Source organism: Pseudomonas sp. ATCC 13867, assembly GCF_000349845.1.
Taxonomy (GTDB): domain Bacteria; phylum Pseudomonadota; class Gammaproteobacteria; order Pseudomonadales; family Pseudomonadaceae; genus Pseudomonas.
In genome coordinates, this window is the sequence record NC_020829.1 from 4,987,258 (window position 1) to 5,005,711 (window position 18,454).

At 67.1% G+C, this 18,454-nt stretch carries 15 protein-coding genes and 1 riboswitch; of the genes, 8 read left to right on the top strand and 7 right to left on the bottom strand.

Annotated elements, in window-relative coordinates:
- Positions 1–17: 17 nt before the first annotated feature.
- On the bottom strand, positions 18–1,898 hold the full coding sequence (thiC, locus tag H681_RS22410) for a phosphomethylpyrimidine synthase ThiC (RefSeq protein ID WP_015479178.1): 1,881 nt from the start codon (positions 1,896–1,898) through the stop codon (positions 18–20).
- Positions 1,899–2,009: 111 nt separating this feature from the next.
- Positions 2,010–2,116, bottom strand: a riboswitch (TPP riboswitch).
- Between the two features lie 173 nt (positions 2,117–2,289).
- On the opposite strand from thiC, the gene H681_RS22415 reads away from it, so the two are divergent.
- Positions 2,290–3,744 carry a TolC family outer membrane protein gene (locus tag H681_RS22415; RefSeq protein WP_015479179.1) on the top strand — a complete coding sequence of 485 codons (1,455 nt, stop codon included), beginning with the start codon at positions 2,290–2,292 and terminating at the stop codon, positions 3,742–3,744.
- Positions 3,745–4,024: 280 nt separating this feature from the next.
- Here the strand turns inward: H681_RS22415 and H681_RS22420 are convergent, their stop codons facing one another.
- Together H681_RS22420 and H681_RS22425 are read right to left on the bottom strand one after the other, a co-directional pair.
- Positions 4,025–4,822, bottom strand: coding sequence for a class II aldolase/adducin family protein (locus H681_RS22420; protein ID WP_015479180.1), 798 nt, complete (start codon positions 4,820–4,822; stop codon positions 4,025–4,027).
- Between the two features lie 56 nt (positions 4,823–4,878).
- Positions 4,879–5,937 carry an ABC transporter substrate-binding protein gene (locus H681_RS22425; RefSeq protein ID WP_015479181.1) on the bottom strand — a complete coding sequence of 353 codons (1,059 nt, stop codon included), beginning with the start codon at positions 5,935–5,937 and terminating at the stop codon, positions 4,879–4,881.
- 334 nt (positions 5,938–6,271) lie between these two features.
- Here H681_RS22425 and H681_RS22430 point away from each other — a divergent pair, with 334 nt between their 5' ends.
- From H681_RS22430 to H681_RS22440, 3 genes are all read left to right on the top strand, one after another.
- Positions 6,272–6,622, top strand: a complete 351-nt coding sequence (locus H681_RS22430) for an AraC family ligand binding domain-containing protein (protein ID WP_015479182.1) — start codon at positions 6,272–6,274, stop codon at positions 6,620–6,622.
- A gap of 64 nt (positions 6,623–6,686) precedes the next feature.
- On the top strand, positions 6,687–8,636 hold the full coding sequence (locus H681_RS22435) for an oxidoreductase (protein ID WP_015479183.1): 1,950 nt from the start codon (positions 6,687–6,689) through the stop codon (positions 8,634–8,636).
- A gap of 176 nt (positions 8,637–8,812) precedes the next feature.
- Entirely contained in the window at positions 8,813–9,406 is a 594-nt protein-coding gene (locus H681_RS22440; RefSeq protein WP_015479184.1) for a helix-turn-helix domain-containing protein, read from the top strand.
- 116 nt (positions 9,407–9,522) lie between these two features.
- Here H681_RS22440 and waaA read toward each other — a convergent pair whose 3' ends face one another.
- Both waaA and H681_RS22450 read right to left on the bottom strand, forming a co-directional pair.
- A complete protein-coding gene (waaA, locus tag H681_RS22445) occupies positions 9,523–10,800 on the bottom strand; it encodes a lipid IV(A) 3-deoxy-D-manno-octulosonic acid transferase (protein WP_015479185.1) in 1,278 nt (425 codons plus the stop codon).
- Positions 10,801–10,976: 176 nt separating this feature from the next.
- Positions 10,977–11,861, bottom strand: coding sequence for a LysR family transcriptional regulator (locus tag H681_RS22450; RefSeq protein ID WP_015479186.1), 885 nt, complete (start codon positions 11,859–11,861; stop codon positions 10,977–10,979).
- A gap of 137 nt (positions 11,862–11,998) precedes the next feature.
- Here H681_RS22450 and H681_RS22455 point away from each other — a divergent pair, with 137 nt between their 5' ends.
- From H681_RS22455 to H681_RS22475, 4 genes are all read left to right on the top strand, one after another.
- Positions 11,999–12,331 (top strand): DMT family transporter, encoded by a 333-nt coding sequence (locus tag H681_RS22455; RefSeq protein WP_015479187.1) that lies wholly within the window; start codon positions 11,999–12,001, stop codon positions 12,329–12,331.
- A 124-nt stretch (positions 12,332–12,455) separates the two neighbouring features.
- Positions 12,456–13,631, top strand: a complete 1,176-nt coding sequence (locus H681_RS22460) for an NAD(P)/FAD-dependent oxidoreductase (RefSeq protein WP_015479188.1) — start codon at positions 12,456–12,458, stop codon at positions 13,629–13,631.
- Positions 13,628–14,431: an aldo/keto reductase gene (locus H681_RS22465; RefSeq protein ID WP_015479189.1), complete on the top strand. Its 804-nt coding sequence runs from the start codon at positions 13,628–13,630 to the stop codon at positions 14,429–14,431. Before H681_RS22460 ends, H681_RS22465 begins: the two co-directional genes overlap by 4 nt.
- A gap of 311 nt (positions 14,432–14,742) precedes the next feature.
- Positions 14,743–15,654, top strand: a complete 912-nt coding sequence (locus tag H681_RS22475; protein ID WP_015479191.1) for a hypothetical protein — start codon at positions 14,743–14,745, stop codon at positions 15,652–15,654.
- Positions 15,655–15,806: 152 nt separating this feature from the next.
- Here the strand turns inward: H681_RS22475 and H681_RS22480 are convergent, their stop codons facing one another.
- Positions 15,807–17,012: an acyl-CoA dehydrogenase family protein gene (locus H681_RS22480; RefSeq protein ID WP_015479192.1), complete on the bottom strand. Its 1,206-nt coding sequence runs from the start codon at positions 17,010–17,012 to the stop codon at positions 15,807–15,809.
- A gap of 10 nt (positions 17,013–17,022) precedes the next feature.
- Positions 17,023–18,306, bottom strand: coding sequence for an acyl-CoA dehydrogenase family protein (locus H681_RS22485; protein WP_015479193.1), 1,284 nt, complete (start codon positions 18,304–18,306; stop codon positions 17,023–17,025).
- Positions 18,307–18,454 lie beyond the last annotated feature (148 nt).

The following is an 18,454-nucleotide window of genomic DNA, read 5'->3' on the forward strand; positions in this document are numbered from 1 at the left end:
GTGCCACGGTGTAGCGATCAGACCTGCTTGTAGATCACCGAGCCCTCGTCCTTGAAGCGCGCGGACTGCTGCTGGAAGCCGGCCTCGATGGCCTTCTGCTCATCGGTCAGGCCGTTTTCCTTGGCGTAGTCGCGGACTTCCTGGGTGATCTTCATGGAGCAGAACTTCGGCCCGCACATGGAACAGAAGTGCGCGACCTTGGCCGAGTCCTTGGGCAGCGTCTCGTCGTGGAAGGCGCGGGCGGTGTCCGGGTCCAGGCCGAGGTTGAACTGGTCTTCCCAGCGGAACTCGAAGCGCGCCTTGGACAGCGCGTTGTCGCGGATCTGCGCGCCCGGATGGCCCTTGGCGAGGTCGGCGGCGTGCGCGGCGATCTTGTAGGTGATGATCCCGGTCTTCACATCATCCTTGTTCGGCAGGCCCAGGTGCTCCTTGGGCGTGACGTAGCAGAGCATGGCGCAGCCGAACCAGCCGATCATCGCCGCGCCGATGCCGGAGGTGATGTGGTCGTAGCCCGGCGCGATATCGGTGGTCAGCGGGCCGAGGGTGTAGAACGGCGCCTCGTCGCAGCACTCCAGCTGCTTGTCCATGTTCTCCTTGATCAGGTGCATCGGCACGTGGCCGGGACCTTCGATCAACACCTGGACGTCATGTTTCCAGGCGATCCGGGTCAGCTCGCCGAGGGTCTCCAGTTCGCCGAACTGCGCGGCGTCGTTGGCGTCGGCCACCGAGCCCGGACGCAGGCCATCGCCCAGCGAGAAGCTGACGTCGTAGGCCTTCATGATTTCGCAGATCTCTTCGAAATGCGTATAGAGGAAGTTTTCCTTGTGATGCGCCAGGCACCATTTGGCCATGATCGAGCCGCCACGCGAGACGATGCCGGTGACCCGCTTGGCGGTCAGCGGTACGTAGCGCAGCAGCACGCCGGCGTGGATGGTGAAGTAGTCCACGCCCTGCTCGGCCTGTTCGATCAGGGTGTCGCGGAAGATTTCCCAGGTCAGGTCCTCGGCGACGCCGTTGACCTTCTCCAGCGCCTGGTAGATCGGCACGGTGCCGATCGGCACCGGGCTGTTGCGCAGGATCCACTCGCGGGTCTCGTGGATGTGCTTGCCGGTGGACAGGTCCATCACCGTGTCGGCGCCCCAGCGGATGCCCCAGGTGAGCTTCTCCACTTCTTCCTCGATGGAGGACCCCAGCGCGCTGTTGCCGATGTTGCCGTTGATCTTCACCAGGAAGTTGCGGCCGATGATCATCGGTTCCAGTTCGATGTGGTTGATGTTCGCCGGGATGATCGCGCGGCCGCGGGCTACTTCCTCGCGGACGAACTCGGGGGTGATTTCCTTCGGGATGCTGGCGCCGAAGCTCTGCCCCGGATGCTGCGCATCCAGCAGGCCGGCGGCGCGGGCTTCCTGCAGTTTCATGTTCTCGCGGATGGCGATGTATTCCATCTCCGGCGTGATGATGCCCCGGCGCGCGTAGTGCATCTGCGTGACGTTGCCGCCGGCCTTGGCGCGGCGCGGGGTGCGTACGTGGGCGAAGCGCAGGGCGTCGAGGCTGGCATCGGCCAGGCGCGACTGGCCGAACTCGGAGGTCAGGCCGGGAAGGATTTCGGTGTCGCCGCGCTCGTCGATCCAGCGCGAACGCACGTCCGGCAGACCCTTGCGCAGGTCGATGCGCACGTCCGGGTCGGTGTAGGGGCCGGAGGTGTCGTAGACCATCACCGGGGCGTTCTTCTCGCCACCGAAGGCGGTGGGGGTATCGGCGAGGGAGATTTCCCGCACGGGGACGCGGATGTCCGGGCGCGAGCCGGTCAGGTAGACCTTCTTCGAATTCGGGAAGGGCTGGGTCGACTGGCGATCCAGTTGTTCAAGGCGGGTGACGTTGTTTTTCTGGGTGTTCATCCTGGCTCTCCTGGGGTTGATTGCCGGGGGAGAACCTGGACCTGGGAGCCGCACCGAGCGGCGAAGAAACGCATCCCTTGGAGGGCTGGGGCCGGGGCGGAAAGGCGCCGGGGATGCGGACTTCTTGTTCCCTACGCGGGTCTTAACCCGATCAGGTTCAACGGGATCCGGAACTATCCGATCTCAGCCCTTCGCATGGGGCACCCCGACAAGAACGCCCGCAGTCTAATCAAGTGTGCAACGATTAGCCAATGCCGTCTGACCGAAAACCGCGCAATTGCCTACAGGAGGCTACACTCCTGCCTCGGAAGGCTCATACGAACGCGCCTTGACCGCCATCGGCGGCAACCGTAGCCTTGCTCCACCTCGCATCAATTTCTAGGACGAACGAATGCTGCGCAGACTCTCCCTGGCTGTCGCCGTGGCCGCTTCGACAGGCTTTGCCTGGGCCGCACAGCCCGCTCCGGCGGCCTCCTCGCTGCCGACCAAGACGGACCTGATCAGCGTCTATAAAGACGCCGTCGACAACAACGCCGACCTCGCCGCCGCGCAGGCCGACTACCTGGCCCGCAAGGAAGCCGTGCCGCAGGCGCGTTCCGGGTTGCTGCCGCAGATCAACGCCGGCGCCAACGTGGGCAGCACCCGCACCTCGCTGGACGAGCCCAATGCGACGCTGAACCGCAACAACCAGGTGGTCCAGGCGACCCTGAGCCAGCCGCTGTTCCGTGCCGACCGCTGGTTCCAGCTCAAGGCAGCGGAGAACATCAGCGAACAGGCCCAGCTGGAATTCTCCTCGACCCAACAGGCGCTGATCCTGCAGAGCGCCGTGACCTATTTCGGCGTGCTCCGCGCCCAGGACAACCTGGCCGCCAGCAAGGCCGAGGAAGCGGCCTTCAAGCGCCAGCTCGACCAGTCCAACGAACGTTTCGACGTCGGCCTGTCGGACAAGACCGACGTGCTCGAATCCCAGGCCAGCTACGACACCGCCCGCGCCAACCGCCTGGTCGCCGAACAGCAGGTGGATGATGCCTTCCAGGCCCTGGTCACCCTGACCAACCGCGAGTACAGCTCCCTCGAAGGTATCCTGCACTCCATGCCGGTGGTCGCGCCGATGCCCAACGACGCCAAGGCCTGGGTAGACACCTCGGTACAGCAGAACCTGGCGTTGCAGGCCAGCAACTACGCGGTCGACGCCGCCGAAGAAACCCTGCGCCAGCGCAAGGCCGGCCACCTGCCGACCGTCGATGCCGTGGCGCAATACCAGAAAGGCGACAACGACGCCCTGGGCTTCGCCAACTCCGGCGCCCCCGGTGATCCGCACTACGGCAAATGGGTCGACCAGAGCAGCATCGGCCTGCAGTTGAACGTGCCGATCTACAGCGGCGGCCTGACCAGTTCCCAGGTCCGCGAGGCCTACCAGCGCCTGAACCAGAGCGAGCAACTGCGCGAAAGCCAGCGCCGCCAGGTGGTGCAGGACGCCCGCAACCAGCACCGCGCGGTGAACACCGACGTGGAGCAGGTCAAGGCGCGGCGCCAGGCGATCATCTCCAACCAGAGCTCGCTGGAAGCCACCGAGATCGGCTACCAGGTCGGTACCCGCAACATCGTCGACGTACTGGACGCCCAGCGTTCGCTGTACAGCGCCGTGCGCGACTACAACAACACCCGCTACGACTACATCCTCGACAACCTGCGCCTGAAGCAGACCGCCGGCACCCTGGCGCCGAGCGACCTGCAGGCCCTGAGCGGTTACCTGAAGCCGGACTACAACCCGGACAAGGACTTCCTGCCGCCGGACCTGGCCAAGGCCGCCGAAGCTCAGCTGAAGAACAGCTCCCAATACTGAGCCCCATGAAAGAGCTGGTGTGCTGCACGCGCGAGGGTCCAGCGTAAAGCGAAGCCAATCGCGGACAGCTCCAGGCTCGGATCGGCCCTCCCCCTAACCCTCTCCCAGCGGGAGAGGGGACCGTTCGGCGCAGGGAGCAATCAAGGTGTCAGCCGAGGGCTGGGGTGAAGGGAAAGCACGGGCAGGGGTTACCCCGGAAGAAGACAGTTGCTCCTACGCCCAGGCGGGGGTAGGAGCGGACTCCATCCGCGATCGCTCAACGCCGGAACTTCACCCTGACTCAATCGCGATACCCCGGCGACACCCGGTCCAGCATGCGCAACAACGCCGCCCAGGCCAGGTCGTAACCGTCCGGGTCGCTCAACTCCCCCTCCCCCAGAGGCCGTGCCGGGGCGTTGAACTGCTGCTCGGTATGCCGGCACACCTCGTCCGACGGAATCACCAGATCCCCGCCAGCCTGGGCCGTCAACTGGATGTCGCAGGCCTTCTCCAGGTAGTACATGCGCAGGAACGCCTGCTGCACGGTCTGCCCCACGGTCAGCAAGCCGTGGTTGCGCAGCATCAGGCCGATGTGTTCATCGCCCAGGTCGCGGACCAGGCGCTGCTGCTCGTCCAGCGACAGGGCGATGCCTTCGTAGTCGTGGTAGCCAAGTCGGCCGTAGAACTCCATCGACATCTGGTTCAGCGGCAGCAACCCACAGGCCTGAGCCGCCACCGCGCAGCCGGCGCGGGTATGGGTGTGCAGCACGCACTGTGCGTCCTCGCGGGCGCCATGAATGGCGCTGTGGATGACGAAGCCGGCCGGGTTGACCTTGTACGGCGACGGCTCCACCGCGTGGCCGGAAAGGTCGATCTTCACCAGGCTGGAGGCGGTGATTTCGTCGAACATCAGCCCGTACGGGTTGATCAGGAAATGGTGCTCGGGACCGGGGATGCGCACCGAGATGTGAGTGAAGATCAGATCGCTCATGCGGAAATGCGCAATCAGCCGGTAGCAGGCCGCCAGTTCCTCGCGCAGCTTCCATTCTTCGGCCGGACAGGTGGCGCGGCTGGGCGCCTGCGCTTGCAGCGACGTCATAGTGCTTTCCTCCTCAGAGACAAGGACGCCGGGGCGCGAAGGCCCCGGCGCCGGGGTCATTGGGCGGCCCAGGCGTTGAAGCGCTCCTCCAGCTCCTCGCCGTGGTCGACCCAGAATTCATCATCCATCGCCAACCCCTGGGGCAGGTTCTGCGTGGAGGTTGGCACCCAGTCGGCCAGGTCGGACGGCAGGCGCTCGGCGGCCTGCTTGTTGGTCGGACCATAGGCAATGTGCTTCACGTAGTCGACCTGGGCATCGGGCTGGTTGGCGAAGGCGATGAAGCGCTTGGCCGCATCGACGTGCTGCGAGCCCTTGATGATCGCCCAGTAGTCCATGCCGTACAGGCTGCCCGGCCAGACCAGTTGCAGATTGCGACCGCTCCTGAAGGCATCGGCGATGCGCCCGGTGTAGGTGGTGGTCATCACCACGTCACCGGCGGCCAGCCACTGCGCCGGTTGCGCGCCGGCTTCCCACCACTGTACGTAGGGCTTGATCTGGTCGAGCTTGGCGAAGGCGCGATCGACGCCGGCCTTGGTGGCCAGTTCCTTGTAGACGTCGGCGGGCTTCACACCGTCGGCCATCAGGGCGAACTCCAGGTTGTAGATGGCGCGCTTGCGCAGGCCGCGCTTGCCGGGGAATTTCTTCACGTCCCAGAAATCGACCCAGGAGGTCGGCGCCGGCTTGAGCTTGTCGGCGTCGTAGGCAATCGCCACGCCCCACACCAGGGCCGCCGAGCCGCAGTCCTTGGCGGCGTTGGGGATCAACTGGTCCTTGCCACCGATCTGCTGCCAGTTGAGCGGTACGAACAGGCCTTCGTCGCAGCCACGGGCCAGGTCCGGGCCCTCGATCTGCACCACGTCCCAGTCGGCGTGGCCGGTGTCGGCCATCACCTTGATGCGGGCCATCTCGCCGTTGTACTCGCTCTGGGTCACGCCGACCCCGGATTGCTTGCTGAACGGCTGGAAGAAGGCCGCATCCTGGGCCTTCTGGCCGGCGCCACCGTAGCCGACCACCACCATGTTCTCGCTGGCCTGGGCGACGGCACAGGAGAGTCCGAGGGCGAGCAGCAGCGACGGCAGCGTGCTCGTACGGAAAGCGTTCTTGCGGAAAGTCATCGGGCATACCCCATGTCGTAGGAGGTCGCGGGCGCAGCGCACGAAGCTGCGCGCTCGCTGGACGGGCGCGCCGGAACCACGGTGCAAGGGAGACAGGGCAGAGGTAGACCGGTGGCCTGCGGGCAAGCCCGCAAAGCGAGGTGGGACCGTACGGAACGGTTCATGCGCCTCTCCTCTTGTAGTTGTTGTGGAGCACGTCGCGGTTGAGCCCGGAGGACCGGGCTGGAAATGAAACTACCCAGTCACTTTTAAAAAAACAAGTTGATTTTTTACTGACGGTAAATTTCCATAGACACAGCTTAGATGACCTTTCACCGACTCCAGGAGAAACCCCGTGTCCGAGGTCCGTCACTTCCAAAAGTCCGCCCTGCAGTTCCAGTCCTACGCTGGCGAACCGGTCGAACGCGCCGCCATCTGCCGCCTGATCGGCCCGACCGACAGCCAGACGATGGGCGCGGGCCTGGCGTGCTTCGATGGCGTTTCCATCGAGTGGACGGTGCTCTACGACGAGCTGATCGTGGTGCTCGAAGGCCACTTCCGCCTGCGCCTGGCCGACCGCGTGATCGACGCGGCGCCGGGCGACGTGATCTGGGTCCCCGAACGCACCCCACTGGCTTACGAAGGCGAGCAGGCCCGGGTGTTCTACGCCCTGTATCCGGTGGACTGGCAGGCCCGCAACGCCTAGTTGATCGACCGGCTGCACGTCGATGTTCAGTGCGGAATAAACAACAAGAATCCGGAGTTGCCCGATGAGCCAGTTTCCCCACCTGTTCAGCCCGCTGCGCATCCGCGGCAAGGCGCTGAAGAACCGCATCATGTCCACCGGGCACGACACCTCGATGCCCACCGACAACCTGGTCAACGACCAGTTGGTGGCCTACCACACCGCCCGCGCCAAGGGCGGCGTCGGCCTGATCGTGCTGCAGGTCGCCGGCGTGCACGACAGCGCCCGCTACACCTCCCACGTACTGATGGCCACCGATGACGCCTGCATCCCCGGCTATCGGCGCATCGCCGAGGCCTGCCACGCCGAAGGCACTGTGGTGCTGTCCCAGGTGTTCCACCCGGGGCGGGAGATCATGGAATCCAGCGACGGCCTGCTGGCCGTCGCGTATGCGCCCTCCGCCTCGCCCAACGAACGCTTCCGGGTGATGCCCCGCGAGCTGAGCCAGGCGATGATCGACGAAATCATCGAAGGCTACGCCGCCGCCGCGCGCCGCCTGCATGCCGCCGGCATCGACGGGGTGGAGGTGGTCGCCAGCCACGGCTACCTGCCGGCGCAGTTCCTCAACCCACGGGTGAACCGCCGCAGCGACGCCTACAACGGCGACCTCGACGCACGCCTGCGCTTCACCCGCGAAGTGATCGCTGCCGTGCGCGCCGCCACCGATGAAGACTTCATCATCGGCCTGCGCATCTCCGCCGATGAACGCGATCCGGAAGGCCTCACCGAGGACGAATCGCTGCAAGCGGTAAAATCCCTGCAGAACGAACTGGACTACGTGCACATCGTCGCCGGCACCTCGGCGTCGCTGGGCGGCGCCATCCACATCGTCCCGCCGATGGCCATCGAAGCGGCCTACCTGGCCAACGAGGCCGGCACCTTCAAGCGCAACCTGGAGATTCCGCTGTTCGTCACCGGGCGCATCAACCAACCGCAGGAAGCCGAGCTGATCCTCGCCCGTGGCCAGGCCGACGTCTGCGGCATGACCCGCGCGCTGATCTGCGACCCGCAGATGCCGGGCAAGACCGAAAGCGGCCACGTCGAAGACGTGCGCGCCTGTATCGCCTGCAACCAGGCGTGCATCGGCCACTTCCACCGTGGCTACCCGATCTCCTGCATCCAGCACCCGGAAACCGGCCGCGAGCTGATCTACGCCGAACGCAAGATGGCCGCCCAGCGCAAGCGCGTGCTGGTGGTCGGCGGCGGGCCGGCCGGCATGAAGGCTGCCGCCGTTGCGGCGCAGCGCGGCCATGAGGTCACCCTCTGCGAAGCCAGCGGCCAGCTCGGCGGCCAGGTCAACCTCGCCCAGCTGCTGCCGCGCCGCGCGGAGTTCGGCGGCGCCTCCACCAACCTGCAGCGCGAAATGCAGCTGGCCGGCGTCGAAGTGCGCCGCAACACCCGCGTCGACCGCGCACTGGTCGAGCGGGAGCGTCCCGACGTGGTGATCGTCGCCACCGGTGCCAAGCCCTATCGCCCGCCCTACGAGGAAGCCGGCAACCTGCAGGTGGTGGACGCCTGGCAGGTGCTGCGCGGCGAAGTGAAGATCGGCCGCTCGGTGCTGGTCACCGACTGGCGCGCCGACTGGATCGCCCCCGGCATCGCCGAGCGCCTGGTGCGCGACGGCCACCAGGTACAGTTGGCGGTGAACGGCACCCACGCTGGAGAAAGCCTGCCGCTCTACGTGCGCGACCACATGGCCGGCGAGCTGCACCGCCTGGGCATCGGCATCACGACCTACGCCCGCCTGTACGGCGTCGACGACAGCACCGTCTACCTGCAACACACCGCCAGCGGCGAGCCGATGCTGGTGGAAAACATCGACACCCTGGTGCTCTGCCAGGGCCATCAGCCGGTGGACGAACTGACCGACGAGATCGCCGACCTCGCCGAGGTGCGCCGCATCGGCGACTGCCTGGCGCCGCGCACGGCGGAAGAAGCGATCTACGAAGGGCTCAAGGCGGGCTGGGCGATCTGAGCCCGTTTTTGCAGGAGCGAGCTTGCTCGCGAACCGCCCAGCGCCTGGGTCGCCGGGGACTACGTTCGCGAGCAAGAGCCGGGCGTCCCCCTCGCTCCTACGAAGAGCAATCGGTCCACACGCCCGGCGCATTGTTTAGAATGCCCCACGACGCCAATCGCCAGGACCGCCACCGCATGAGCCAGAAAGCCCCGCAGGAAGCCCCCGCCAACGCCGAAGCGCAGTTCCTCGGCACCCGCATCCGTGGCCTGCGCAAGCGGCGCGGCATGACCCTGGCGGAACTGGCCGAGCAGAGCAGCCTCACCGCCGGCTACATCAGCCAGCTGGAACGCAACCTGGCGTACCCGTCGATCCCCGCCCTGTTCAACATCGCCCGCAGCCTGGGCGTGACCATCCAGTGGTTCTTCGCCAGCGAAGTGCAGGTCGACCCCGACGACGCCGGCTACGTGGTCCGCCGCAACGCCCGCACCAGCGTGCATTACGAAGACGGCATCGTCGACGAACTGCTCAGCCCGCAGCCCAGCCGCCAGTTGGAAATCCTCCACTCGCGCTTCCCACCGGGCACCTACAGCCAGCAGAGCTACAGCCACGACGGCGAGGAAGCCGGCTACCTGCTCAGCGGCACCTTCGAGCTGTGGGTGGGCGAGCGCTACTTCCTGATCAACGAGGGCGACAGCTTCAGCTACTCCAGCCAGGAGCCGCACCGCTATGGCAACCCGGGGGATGTGGATGCCGTGGTGCTCTGGGTGATCACACCGCCGACGTTCTGAGGGGGCTCTTCGTAGGAGCGAGCTTGCTCGCGAACGTTCTTCGGATGACGTCGGCGCCAAGCGGGGTTCGCGAGCAAGCTCGCTCCTACAGTCGAGGTCCCGGCAAGTTCCAGGCGCTAGACCCACCCCTTGATCAGTCGCCCAAGGCCATCCAGCAAACGCTCCAGCGCGCCCTGGTTGGCCTTCATCACGCCCAGCCCGGCCTCCGCCATGCGCCCAGCAATAGCCGGCTCATCCCACAGCGCCGCCACGGCCACCGCCAGCGACGGCGCATCGACCACTTCGCGCAACGCACCGACCTCGCGCAGTTGTGCGGCGATTTCCAGGAAGTTGAACAGGTGCGGGCCGGACAACACCGGCTTGCCCAGCGCCGCCGGCTCCAGCAGGTTGTGCCCGCCGTTGGGCACCAGGCTGCCGCCGACGAAGGCGACGTCCGCCAGCGCATAGAGGAACAGCAGCTCGCCCATCGTGTCGCCGAGCAGCACCTGGGTCTCCGCCACGACCCGCTCGCCCGTGGAACGGCGCTGGGTGCGGAAGCCTTCGCGGCGGCACAGCTCGAACATCGGGTTGAAGCGCTCGGGATGGCGCGGCACCAGGATCAACAGCGCGTCGGGATGCTTCTCCAGCAACTGGCGATGGGCGGTCAGGACAATCTCGTCCTCGCCGGCATGGGTGCTGGCGGCGATCCACACCGGCCGCCGCTGCGCCTGCCACTGCCCGCGAAGATCATCGGCGCGCGCCAGCAGTTCGGGATCGATGCTCAGGTCGAACTTGATCGAACCGGTCACGCTCACGCAATCCGGACGCGCGCCAAGCTGGCGGAAGCGTTCGGCCTCGGCCTCGGTCTGCACGGCGATCCAGCTCATCTCTTCGAGCATCGGCCGGGTCAGCCCGGCAAAACGCGCGTAGCCCCGCGCCGAGCGTTCGGACAACCGCGCATTGGCCAGCGCCACCGGAATGCCGCGTTTGGTGCACTGATGGATATGGTTCGGCCATAGCTCGGTTTCCATGATCACGCCCAGCACCGGCCGCGCGCGGTCGAGGAAGCGCGCCGCCGCCCAGGGCAGGTCGTAGGGCAGGTAGCAGTGTTGCACCTGGTCGCCGAACAGCGCGCGGATGCGCTCGGAGCCGGTGGGCGTCATGCAGGTGACGGTGATCGGCAGGCCGGGGTGGCGCTGCATCAGCGCGCGGATCATCGGCGCGGCGGCGATGCTCTCGCCCACCGACACCGCGTGCACCCAGATGCCGCCGGGCTTGAGCGCCGGCAGGTCGAGGGCGAAGCGCTCGCCGACGCGCCGGGCATACGCCGGCGCCTTGCGCGAACGCAGGAACAGGCGCAGCGCGACCAGCGGCAGGCCCAGGTGGAACAGCAGGGTATAGAGGGTCCGGTTCATGGCGGCGGAGAGTAGCAAATTAGCACCCCTGGACGCCGCACAATCCTGATGGGGTAGCGTTCTGTAGGAGCGAGCTTGCTCGCGAACTTTTTCTTCCGGCGACTCCAGTGCCATGCGGTTCGCGAGCAAGCTCGCTCCTACGAAGAGCATTTCCCGCCCGCAACAAGAGGGCCGCATCAAACCGGTGAGGCAAGGTGCTTGGCAAAGCACTCGCCCAGCCACTGCGCCGCCGGCCCCAGCGGCTCGTCGCGGCGCCAGACCAGCTCCACCACCAAGGGCGGCGGCGTCCAGTCGCTGGCCAGTTCCACCAGCAGCGGCTGATACGCCGGGTACTGCGCCACGTGGGTCGGCAGCCAGGCCCAGCCGAGGTCGCGCATCAGCAACTCCGCCATCGCGTAGAAGCTGTCGGCGCGCCACACCAGCGGGCTGATCTGCTCACCACCGGGGTAATGGCTGTCCTGCGGCGCCATCAGCAACTGGCGGTGCCGCGCCAGCTCGCGGCGATCGGCGTAGTCGAGCTTCGCCAGCTCATGCCCGGCGCCGCACACGGTGACCATCTCGATGGTGCCCAGGCGCTGCCGCTCCAACTGCTCCGGCATGCCCTCGTGATGGAACAGCAGCCCGAGATCGGCCCGGCGCTCCAGCAGCTTGCGCGCCACGTCGCCCTGGGCGCCGCTGGCCAACTGCACTTCCAGCGAGGGGAATTCCTGCGCCAGCGCCTGCAACCCCGAGAGCACCGGCTGATAGGGCATCGCCTCATCCTGCGCCAGCCGCAGCAACGGCTCGGTGCCGCGCACCAGTGCCAGCGCGCGGCTTTCCAGGCGCTCGCACTGGCGCAGCACCTCGCGGGCCTCATCCAGCAGCGCCCTGCCCTCGGCGGTCAGCACCGGCTGGCGGCCGCTGCTGCGCTCGAACAGGGTCACGCCCAGGTCGCTTTCCAGCAGCGCGATGGACGAACTCACCGCCGACTGCACGCGCTTGAGCTGGCGCGCCGCCGCCGAGAAGGACGCTTGATCGGCGACGCTGACGAAGAGGCGCAACTGATCCAGGTTCCACTGCATGAGCTATCTCCGCCACCTATCTCGAAATCAGATAGGCAATGACTTTATCCCATCACCCGGATGATTAGAATGGCCGCCAGACCGAATGCAACCCACTCGCCGCGCCATGCAGCGCGTCGTTATCGGGAGGACCGAATATGCCCGGCTATCTCTACCTCGCCATTGCCATCGTCGCCGAAGTGATCGCCACCGCGTCGCTGAAGTCGGTCAAGGGCCTCTCCACGCCCCTGCCGCTGGGACTGGTGATCGTCGGCTACGCGATCTCCTTCTGGATGCTCACCCTGGTGGTGCGCAGCATCCCGGTGGGCATCGCCTACGCCATCTGGGCCGGCCTGGGCATCGTGCTGGTCAGCGTCGCGGCACTGGTGCTCTACCAGCAGAAGCTCGACACCCCCGCCCTGCTGGGCATGGGCCTGATCGTCAGCGGGGTGGTGGTGATCCAGCTGTTCTCCGGCACCGCCGGACACTGATGCGGCGCCCTCGGCATTCTGTAGGAGTAAGCTTGCTCCTACAAAAGCAGCCTGAGCCAACGGGCGTTTGCCGCCGCCCTCAAGCGTTATACTGCGCCCTTCGTTTTTCCCTCGAGGCGCTTTCATGTCCGAATCCCTGAGCACCGACATCCTCATCGTCGGCGGCGGCATCGCCGGTCTCTGGCTCAATGCCCGCCTGCGGCGGGCCGGTTTTTCCACCGTGCTGGTGGAAAACACCGCGCTGGGCGGCGTGCAGAGCATGCGCTCGCAAGGGATCATCCACGGCGGCACCAAATACGCCCTGCACGGTGCGCTGAGCGGCGCCTCGGAAGCCATCGCCGACATGCCTGCGCTGTGGCGCGACTGCCTGGCCGGCACCGGCGAAGTGGACCTGCGCGGCGTACGCGTGCTCTCCGACGCGCACTACCTGTGGTCGCCCGGCAGTCTGGCCGGCAACCTCACCAGCTTCTTCGCCAGCAAGGCGGTGCGCAGCCGGGTCGCCCAGGTGAAAGGTGCCGACCTGCCGCCAGCCTTGCAGGACAAGGCCTTCAAGGGCAAGGCCTACCGCCTCACCGAACTGGTGCTGGACGTACCCAGCCTGATCGCCCGCCTCGCCGAACTGGCCGGCGGCAGCCTGCTGGCCGGCGAGCGCATCGAAGCGCTGCGCGAAGGCGATAAGTTGGTCGGCCTGCGCGTGGACGGCCGCGAAATCCGCGCCCAGCGCGTGGTGCTCAGCGCCGGCGCCGGCAACCAGGCGCTGCTGCGCGAACTGGGGCTGGAGCGCCCGGAAATGCAGCGTCGTCCCCTGCACATGGTGCTGGTCACCGCGCCGACCCTGAAACCGCTGTACGCCCACTGCCTGGGCGGCGGCCCGAAGCCGCGCGTCACCGTCACCACCCACCCGCTGAGCAACGGCGACTGGGTCTGGTACCTGGGCGGCGACATCGCCGAGGCCGGCGGCGTGGCCCGCGACGAGGCCGAGCAGATCGCCGAGGCGCAGCGCGAACTGCACAAGCTGGTGCCCTGGGTCGACCTCTCCGCCGCTCGCTGGGCAACCCTGCGCGTGGACCGCGCCGAACCTGCGCAAAGCAACCTGCTGCGCCCGGACAGCGCCTTCCTCGCCGAAGACGGCGCGCTGCTGGCGGGCTGGCCAACCAAGCTGGCCCTGGCGCCGAACTTCGCCGATCGCGTGCTGGAATCCCTGGAAAAGAACGGCATCCGCCCACAAGCGAGCGCCGCCCTGCCCGAACTGCCGCGCCCGGCCCTGGCCCGCCCGGTCTGGGAGGAACTGCTCGGATGAAGACCCTGCATCACTTGCACCGCCCGCTGGGCAGCACCGGCCTGAACATCTCGCCGTTGGGCCTGGGCACCGTGAAACTGGGCCGCGACCAGGGCGTGAAATACCCCGAAGGCTTCCGCATTCCCAACGACCGCGAAGCCGCCGACCTGATCGCGCTGGCCCGCGAACTGGGCATCAACCTGATCGACACCGCGCCGGCCTATGGCCACAGCGAGGAGCGCCTCGGCCCGCTGCTGCGCGGCCAGCGCGATGCGTGGGTGATCGTCAGCAAGACCGGCGAGGAGTTCGTCGGCGGCCAGTCGCACTTCGACTTCAGCGCCGCGCACACCCGTCGCTCGGTGGAGCGCAGCCTCAAGCGCCTGGAGACCGACTACATCGACCTGGTGCTGGTGCACTCCGACGGCAACGACCTGGACATCCTGCGCGGCACCGAGGTCTACGCAACCCTGGAGCGCCTGAAGGAAGAAGGGCTGATCCGCGGCTTCGGCTTCTCCGGCAAGACCGTCGACGGCGGCCTGCTGGCCCTGGAGCGCGGCGACTGCGCGATGGTCACCTACAACCTCCAGGAGCAGGCGGAAAAGGCCGTGATCGACCACGCCCAGGCCCACGGGCGGGGCATCCTGATCAAGAAGGCCCTGGCCAGCGGCCATGCCACCCTCGCCCCCGGCGTCGATCCGCTGCGCGCCAGCTTCGAGCTGGTGCTGGGACATCCGGGTGTAGCCGGCGCCATCGTCGGCACCATCAATCCGCTGCACCTCGCGCACAACGTGAGCATCGCCGCCGAGGTCCTCGACCGCTGATCGGCGGTCATGTGGATTACCTGTTCCTGTGCCATGCTCAGACTCCGCGGTGAAAATCGCGGTCAGAGAAAATGTCGCCAGCCGGTGATTCCCACGCAAAAACCTCGGAATCACCCAGCCTTTCAGGGAAAAATTCGGAAATCCTTTTGATTTTCGATGACATCAGGATCGGTGTCAGGCTGTCCGGGCTATAGCGACCCCCGAAATCGATCGGCCGGACCGTCTCCAGCAGACGGTCAGCGTTGGCGTCGGCGCCGCCCCGATGGGCACGCCCGGCGCAACCCGGCGCCCTGTACGAGAAGGAAGCCCCCATGCCCCGTACGCTCGCCCGCAAGGACCCGACCGCCTTCAAGACCCTGCCGTTGCTGGTGGAAGCCAGCCCGGAAGGTCTTGCCTACCAGACCCTCGGCAAGCCCCTGAACTTCGCCCAGGTGCTGGAGCGCCGCCGCCCCATCCAGATCGGCGAGAACGAACGCTTCGTCACCGAACTGGCCAACCTCGGCGTCTCGGTGCGCCTGACCCTGAACTTCCAGGGCCGCGACCACTGGATCCTGGTGCGCCAACGCCGCCTGGACCGCGGTGACACCGTGCTCAAGCTGATCTCCGGCTACGTGCCGGCCCACGAACTGAACCTACCGCTGCTCACCGCGATCCAGGAAGTCGCCGAGGAGTGCCTGGTGGAAACCGCCGACGGCTGGCTCGGCGGGCGCTTCGGCGACACCTGGCTGCCGACGCCCTACGAGGGCTGCCTGCGCTACCGCGAGAGCAGCCACTTCTCCCTCACCCCGCTGTCCGGCGCCTCGCGCCCGGTGCAGGCCGGTGCGCTGCGCCTGCTGGAGCGCCCGCAGGCCTACGTGCACCTGCCGACGGCCTCGCTGCAACTGGTCTACGACCTGCGCATGGAGCTGCCCAAGGACGCCCGTGACGTCAGCCTGTTCCACGTCGACGAAAAACTCGAAAGCGGCCCGCTGGTGGCTCGCCTGGACCGCCGCCGCCCGGACCTCTACCTGTTGCCGCTGGACCACGGCCAGCCCAGCGGCGAGCTCTACACCCTGAGCAAGGGCGAACTGCGCAAGGCCGCTACGCGCGGCGTGTGGCTGTCGGAGGGTTTTGCCGAACAGGATGGCTGGCTGGTGCGTGAGGAACGCATCCGCTTCCGCGACTGGATGGAGCAATGGCCGCCCGCCGCCGGCAATGCCGGCAGCGGGCGGCGCACAGCCTGATTCCGCCGACCTGAACCGGCCACGCTGATGGTCGGATCAACCCTGTAGGAGCGAGCTTGCTCGCGAACCAGATCAACCGGCCACGCTGGCCTTGGGCGGTTCGCGAGCAATAACCAGGCGTCCCCCTCGCTCCTACAAAAAAGCGCTCCGTCTTACTTGAGCTGACTGGAACTCTTGCCCAGCAGCCGCCGCGCCACGATCAGCAGCTGGATCTGCTGGGTGCCTTCGAAGATGTCGAGGATCTTCGAATCCCGCGCCCACTTCTCCAGCAACTCCTCTTCCCCGTAGCCCAGCGCACCGGCCAGCTCGACGCATTTCAGCGTTACCTCGTTGGCCATCCGCCCGGCCTTGGCCTTGGCGATGGAGGCCTCCTTGGAGTTCGGCAGACGGTTGTCGGCCATCCACGCCGCCTTCAGGGTCAGCAGACGCGCCGCTTCCCATTCGGCCTCCAGGCGATACAACGTGGCTTCGGCGTGGCTGGCGCTGAGCAGCGGCTGGCGATAGTCGAAGCGACAGCCGGCCTTCTTCAACAGCTCGCGGGTACGATCCAGCGACGCCCTGGCCACGCCGATGGCCATTGCGGCCACCAGCGGGCGGGTGTTGTCGAAGGTTTCCATCACCCCGGCAAAGCCCTTCTGCACGTCGATCTCGGCATTGCCCAGCAGGTTGGCGGCCGGCACACGGCAGTCGCTGAAGCTGATGGACGCGGTGTCCGAGGCCTTGATGCCGAGCTTCTTCTCCAGACGGGTGACGGTCATCCCCGGCGTGCCTTTCTCCACCACGAAGGACTTGATCGCCGCACGCCCCAGGCTCTTGTCCAGGGTCGCCCAGACCACCACCGCGTCGGCGCGGGCGCCGGAGGTGACGAAGATCTTCTCGCCGTTGAGCACGTAGTGATCGCCATCGCGGGTGGCGGTGGTGCGGATCGCCGCCGAGTCCGAGCCGCAGCCCGGCTCGGTGATGGCCATCGCCGCCCAGGTACCGGAGAAGCGCTTGAGTTGCTCCTCGTTGGCCACCGCGGCGATGGCGGCGTTGCCCAACCCCTGGCGCGGCATGGCCAGCAGCAGGCCGGTGTCGCCCCAGCACATTTCCATCACGCCCAGGCAGGCGGACAGGTTGCCGCCGTTCTTCACGCCCTCCTCCGCGCCAGCCTTGCGCTTGCTGGCCGAGGTAGCGCCCACGGCGTCCGGCGAGCCGGCGTTCATGCCGTCCAGCAGCGCGGCAAGCAGGTCCAGTTCCTTGGGGTAGGCGTGCTCGGCCTTGTCGTACTTACGCGAAATCGGCCGCAGGTAGTTCTCCGCCACCTGGCGGGCCTGGTTCTGCAGGGTGCGGAATTTCTTCGGCGTCTCGAGGTACATGGAAAACTCCTTACAGGTGCAGCCCGCCAGCCATCAGGCCGACGGCGCGCAGGTCGCGGTACCAGCGCTCGGCCGGGTGTTCCTGGGTGAAACCGTGGCCGCCGAGCAGTTGCACCGCGTCGGTACCGATCTTCATCGCCTTCTCGGCGCAGAGCAGCTTCGCCAGATAAGCCTCGCGGTGGAACGCCTGGCCACGCTCGGCCAGCGCGCAGGCGCGCCAGACCATCAGGCGCATGGCATCCAGCTCGACCGCGATGTCCGCGACCATGAAGGCCACGCCCTGGCGATGGCTGATCGGCTCGCCGAAGGCCTCGCGCTCGTTGCAGTAGGTGATCACGTAGTCCAGTGCAGCCTGTCCGGTGCCCACGGCCAGTGCACACCAGGCCAGCACGGTGTAATCGAGGAAGGTCTGATAATCGAAGCGTTCCGCCGCCAGCCGCTGTTCCGCCGGAACCTTCACGCCCTTGAAGCGGATCCGCGCCGTGCCCGTGGCCTTCAGGCCCATTGCCGGCTCGGCGTGGACTTCGACGCCCTTGGCACGGGTGTCCACCAGGAACAACGCCGGACCATCGCCGGCATCCGCCGCAACGATCAGCTTCTGCGCATCCACGCCCCGCACCACGAGGCACTTCTCGCCGGACAGCGTGTAACCCGTACCGCGCTTGCGGGCTTTGGTGGACAAGCGCTGCGGGTCGGCCAACAGCTGCGGCTCGTTCACGGCGATGGCGATCACGGGTGCCGCGTCCTCGCCGACGAACGCCGGCAGCCAGCGCGACTGCTGCTCGGAGGAGGCCCAGCGGCGGATGCAGTTGGCCGCCGACAGCGGCACCAGCAGCGCGGCCGCGAGGCCCAGGTCGCCACGGGCCAGGGATTCGGCGATCAGCGCGTTGCTCACCACGGTGCGCTCGCCGGCCATGCCGCCGTGCACTTCGCTGACGCCGTAGTGGGTCAGGCCCAGCTCCTGCGCCTGGGCCAATAGCTCCAGGCTCAGGTTGGCCTTGGCATCGGCCTCGTGGGCGGCCGGGCGCAGCACCTCGGCGGCAAAGCCTTCGAGCATCTCCACCAGCATCTGCTGCTCGTCGGACAGGGACAGGTCGAACAGCCCGTCCGGGTCGGCCTTGCGCGGCGTCTTGGGTTGCTTGGCCGCACGCTCGCTGGCCAGCCGGAAGCCGGTGCGACTGCCGCTGTAGAGCAGTCGTTCGAAGGGTTTGCGCAGCTTGAGTCGGTCCGGCCAGTCGGCCTGGGCGACACGGTTCAGCACGGCCAGGGCGCGGCCCTGCACGTCGGTGGTCATGGCATCTCGCTCCGCGGAGGGTGGATGCCCCGATCATGCGCTGCAAAATGTTGCAGGGACCATGACCGCTTTGCCGCCGGTGATTGGCAGAGCGGTCAGTGAGGGCAGCGGAGGCAACCGGAGAGAGTGTGCCTGGGCTTCCCCCTCA